Below are 4,908 nucleotides of genomic sequence, written 5' to 3'. Positions count from 1 at the left end.
ACCACCGTCCACGTCTCCGCCGACGCCGCGAAGCTGCTCAACAGCACCTTCAAGACCGACGCCGTCAAGGCAGGCCTCCTCGTCGGCACCGCCACCATCACCGCCCAGATCAAGTAACACCCCGCGGGATCACCCGCACAGCACAACCACCGAGAACGCCGTCCCCTCCCCGGGGGCGGCGTTCTCTGCGTCCCCCCACCCGACAGCGTCCCGACGCCACGGGTCCAGCGCACCGCGGGCGCCCGGACGCCGGTTCCCGTCCACGCCGATGACGGATCCGGTTCTCTCTGCCCGAGATTCCCGAACCAGATCCGTCACCCCGCTCGCGACACACCACCCCACCCGACTGCCGGGGCACCCGACGGACGACCCACCACGCGCGAAACCACCCATGTCACCCGCGATGGGAAGTGAGAATGCGCTTAGGAGGTCCGAATGAACGACCCCCTACGCGCGAAAAGACCCGCTACGCGCGGAACGACCTGCGACGCGCACGACGACCGAACCAGCAGCAGCACCTCCTCCGACTCCCCGCCTCCTCCGACTCCTCCCCCCGCCGTACACAGATTGCGCAGAACGCGCACGCTCTTGCGCATTGTGTGCAACTCTTGGGTGACCGGGCCGGATCGACCCGGAACGAAACGATGGAGTTGCGTATGTCCGTTCCGATCAAGGCCGCGATCGAGAAGGTCCCCGGCGGGATGATGCTCGTCCCGCTCCTCGTGGGCGCCGTCCTCGCGACCCTCGCCCCCGGCACCGCCGACTTCTTCGGCTCGTTCACCGGCGGCCTCCTCACCGGGAGCACGCCGATCCTGGCGGTCTTCTACGTCTGCATGGGCGCGAGCATCGACCTGCGCGCGACGCCCTACATCCTCAAGAAGGGCGGGGCACTGTTCGGCTCGAAGGTGCTGCTCGCCGTCGTCATCGGCATCGTCGCCGGGCAGTTCCTGTCCGAGACCCCCGTCCACGGCGGCTTCCTCGCGGGCCTGTCCGTCCTCGCCCTCGTGGCCGCGTTCAGCGACACGAACGGCGGCCTCTACATGGCGCTGATGGGCCAGTACGGCAAGCCGAAGGACGTCGCCGCGTACTCGATCATGACGATCGAGTCCGGTCCGTTCCTCACCATGCTCATCCTCGGCGTCGCCGGACTGTCCGCCTTCCCGTGGCAGGCGCTCGTCGGCGCGGTGATCCCCCTGGTGCTCGGCATGGTCCTCGGCTCGCTCGACCCGGCGATGCGCAAGTTCCTGTCGTCGGCCTCACCTGTGCTCATCTTCTTCTTCGGCCTGGCGCTCGGCTTCGGCATCAGCCTGCAGACCGTCCTCAGCGCCGGCCTGATCGGTGTCCTGCTCGGCCTGGTCGTGCTCCTGCTCAGCGGCAGCGTGCTGTTCCTCGCCGACCGTCTCACGGGCGGCACCGGCCTCGGCGGGCTCGCCGCGTCGTCGACCGCGGGCAACGCCGCCGCGGTGCCCATGCTCGTGGCCGCCGCGAACCCGGCCTACAAGGAGGCCGCCGGCCCCGCGACCGTCCTCGTCTCCGCCGCCATCGTGGTGACGTCGATCGGCACGCCGCTCGTCGTCGCCTGGTACGCCCGGCGCCTCGCCGCGAAGCGGTCTGGCAGCGAGCCCCAGCCGCCCGCGGCCGTCGCCGTCGAGAGCACGGCCAACGGGGCGTCCAGATGACCGCGGACACGACCCTGACGATCATCGCTGACGACCTCACCGGAGCCGCCGACGCCGCCGGTGGGTACGGAGGAGCACGGACCAGCGCCGTCGTCCTCGGCGCCGAGGTCGCGTGGCCCGCGTCCGAGGTCCTCGCCGTCGACACCGAGAGCCGGTACCTGCCATCACAGGAGGCCGCCGCACTGGTGGACGCGGTCGTCCGCCGCTCGGTCGCCCTCGGCCGGCCGGTTTTCAAGAAGATCGACTCGCTGCTCCGGGGGAACGTCGGCGCCGAGGTCGCCGCGGCCCTCGCCGCGGTCTCCGACCCGGAACGCGCACTCGCGGTCGTCGCGCCGGCCTTCCCCGGCACCGGCCGGACCACCGTCGGCGGTGTCGTCCACGTCGACGGCGTCCCCCAGCTGGACGGCGCGTTCGCCGGCGACGTCGCGGCCTCGCTCGCCGCCGCGGGTCTCCGAGCCGGGAGGCTCACCCCCGGTCCGGCGAACACCCCTGCGGACGTCGCCGCCCGGCTCGACCACCTGCACGCCGACGGCCTCGACGCGGTCGTCGTGGACGCGGTCACCGACGCCGATCTCGAGACGATCGCCCGAGCCTCCCGGCTGGTCGTCGCTCCCACGCTCGTGACGGGGTCCGGCGGACTCGCCGCGCACATGGTGCCGTCCGACGGCGCGTCAGCGACGTCGACACCTCCGCTGCCGACGGCCGACCGCGTGCTGGTCGTCGTCGGGAGCTACTCCGGACCGGCACGGTCGCAGATCGACGAACTGGTCCGCCGCGGCGCCGAGCACGTCGAGCTGCGGCACCGCCACGACGGCGAACAGGCGGCCACGGACCAGATCGCCAGCGGCGTCGCCGACGTCGTCCTCACCCCCGACCTGCTCGTGCCGGTCGACACGGGGAACGCCCTCGACGTCGCGGCGGCCCTCGCCGCGACCGTCGCACGCAGCGCCCACCGGTTCGACGCACTCGTCATGACCGGCGGGGAGACCGCCAGAGCCGTCCTCGACGCGCTCGGCATCGACACCGTGCGCGTGCACGGCACCGTCGAGCCCGGCGTCGTCCTCAGCAGCCACCCCGACCACCGGCCGGTCCTCGTCACGAAGGCGGGGGCGTTCGGCGACGCCGGCACCCTCGCGCGCACCGTCCGGGCACTCCGACAGCACACCACCGAGAAGCAAGGAAGCACCATGAAGCCGATCATCGCGATCACGATGGGTGACGCCGCCGGCGTCGGACCCGAGATCATCGCCAAGGCGATGGCTGACCAGACCACCCGGTCGCTGGCGACGATGTTCGTCATCGGCGACCTGCGTCGACTGCAGCTCGCCATGGACGTCGTCTCGAGCACACTGACCGTGAACCGCATCAGCGACCCGTCCGAGGTGACCGAGGACCTGACCACGATCGACGTCCTCGACGTCCCGTGCATCTCGGAGGACCTGGCCTGGGGCGAGCTCTCCGCCGAGGCCGGGCACGGCGCCTTCCTGTTCATCGAGAAGGCCGTGGAGCTCGCCATGGCCGGCACGATCGACGCCATCTGCACCGGACCGCTCAACAAGGCGGCCCTGCACATGGGCGGACACCAGTTCCCGGGCCACACCGAGATGCTCGCGCAGCTCGCCGGCGTCGAGGAGGTCTCGATGATGCTCACTGCGCCGAACATGCGCGTGATCCACGTCACCACACACCTGGGCCTCGTCGACGCGATCGCCGCGATCGACGGCGACCGCGTGTACCGCACGATCACCCGCGGGAACGACCTGCTCGTCCGCTCCGGCAACGAGCACCCGCGCATCGCGGTCGCGGCGATCAACCCGCACGGTGGCGAGAACGGCCTGTTCGGCAACGACGAGGAGGCCCAGAAGATCCAGCCCGGCGTCGACCGAGCCCGTGCCGAGGGCCTCGACGTCATCGGCCCGCTGCCCGCCGACACGCTCTTCATGCTCGCCAGCCGTGGCGACTACGACCTGGTCGTCGCCCAGTACCATGACCAGGGCCACATCCCGGTCAAGGTGCTCGGGTTGAAGAACGGTGTGAACGTCACCGTGGGCCTGCCGTTCGTCCGGACCTCGGTCGACCACGGAACGGCGTTCGACATCGCCGGGAAGGACATCGTGGACCACGAACCGCTGCTCGAAGCGCTCCGTCAGGCCGCCGACCTCTCCCCGGAGCGCGCCGAGTAGCGTGAAGGCCCGCGACCGCCGGCGCGAGATCGGCCACCTGCTGCACGAGAAGCCCGTCAACGTCGACGAGCTGTCAGCAGTGTTCTCGGTCTCCGCGTCGACGATCCGGCGGGACCTCGACGCCATGACCCGGAGCGGCGACATCGTCCGCACCTACGGGGGCGCCAGGACCATCGGCGGCCCGGAGCGGAGCCTCCAGGAACGCGAGTCCATCGCCGTCGGGCAGAAGGCCGCCATCGGGAGGCTCGCCAGCTCGTTCGTCGATGACGGAGCCGTCGCCGTCCTGGACGCCGGCACCACCGTCGGGGCGCTCGCGCGGAACCTGGCCCACCGCGAGGGCGTCACCGTCGTCACCAACGGGCTGACCACGACCACGGTGCTCGAACACAGCGCCGGCGTCGAGCTGATCGTGGTCGGTGGACGACTCCGCCACATCAGCTCGGGCTTCGTCGGGCCCTTCGCCGAGCGGGTCATGGCCGACGTGTCCGCCGACGTCGCGTTCCTCAGCGCTGACGGGGTGTCCGCCGAGCACGGGCTCTGCGAGGAGACCCCGGAGCAGGCATCGCTGAAGCGGGTGATGGTCGACCGGGCGCAGGAGCTCTACGTGCTCGCGGACGCGACGAAGCTCGGGGCCACGCCTGCGCACTGGTGGACGCGGCTCGAGCGTCCGTGGTCGCTCGTCACCGACGACACGGCGAGCGAGGACCAGCTCGCCCCCTTCCGCGGCTCCGGTCTGGTGACGGTGCACGTCGCGCCGACGAGCACCGCGCCCGCGCAACCCTGACGGACGCCGCGCGACCCCGTACACGCGGAAGCGCGGGAGTGTCCGCCCCGTACTGGGGCCGACTGCGACCGTGCCGTTGGTCGAGTGGCGTGGAACACTTCACGTATCCGGGAATCTCCCCGAGCGCTCACCAGCCGCACATCGCTGGTTCTCCACCCTCATCAAGGGTGTGTTCGGCGCACACGCAGCAGCCGCGCCGAGCGCGACACAGCAAAGGAAACGAACACCATGCGCAAGATCACCAAGACCACGGTCTCCCTCG

3 protein-coding genes are annotated in these 4,908 nt (G+C 71.0%); all 3 read left to right on the top strand.

Translation table 11 applies throughout. The features are described 5' to 3' along the window. Nucleotides 1-656: 656 nt before the first annotated feature. The 3 genes from ITJ54_RS17700 to ITJ54_RS17690 are packed head-to-tail and all read left to right on the top strand — an operon-like array spanning nucleotide 657 to nucleotide 4,646. Nucleotides 657-1,679 (top strand): 2-keto-3-deoxygluconate permease, encoded by a 1,023-nt coding sequence (locus ITJ54_RS17700; protein WP_194630613.1) that lies wholly within the window; start codon nucleotides 657-659, stop codon nucleotides 1,677-1,679. Next, on the top strand, nucleotides 1,676-3,862 hold the full coding sequence (gene pdxA, locus ITJ54_RS17695) for a 4-hydroxythreonine-4-phosphate dehydrogenase PdxA (RefSeq protein WP_194630612.1): 2,187 nt from the start codon (nucleotides 1,676-1,678) through the stop codon (nucleotides 3,860-3,862). The genes ITJ54_RS17700 and pdxA overlap by 4 nt, the downstream gene beginning before the upstream one ends. Nucleotide 3,863: 1 nt before the next feature. Continuing rightward, on the top strand, nucleotides 3,864-4,646 hold the full coding sequence (locus ITJ54_RS17690; protein WP_194630611.1) for a DeoR/GlpR family DNA-binding transcription regulator: 783 nt from the start codon (nucleotides 3,864-3,866) through the stop codon (nucleotides 4,644-4,646). The last annotated feature ends 262 nt before the right edge of the window (nucleotides 4,647-4,908 follow it).

This window comes from Curtobacterium sp. VKM Ac-2865, assembly GCF_015350905.1.
Classification (GTDB): Bacteria; Actinomycetota; Actinomycetes; order Actinomycetales; family Microbacteriaceae; genus Curtobacterium.
The sequence above is the reverse complement of the archived record's forward strand: the minus strand, read 5'-3'. Positions and strand labels throughout refer to the sequence as shown.

Bases quoted from the DNA above. Each gene is read 5' to 3' on its own strand.
- ITJ54_RS17700 (WP_194630613.1), top strand. From the start codon at position 657: ATGTCCGTTCCGATCAAGGCCGCGATCGAGAAGGTCCCCGGCGGGATG.
- pdxA (WP_194630612.1), top strand. From the start codon at position 1,676: ATGACCGCGGACACGACCCTGACGATCATCGCTGACGACCTCACCGGA.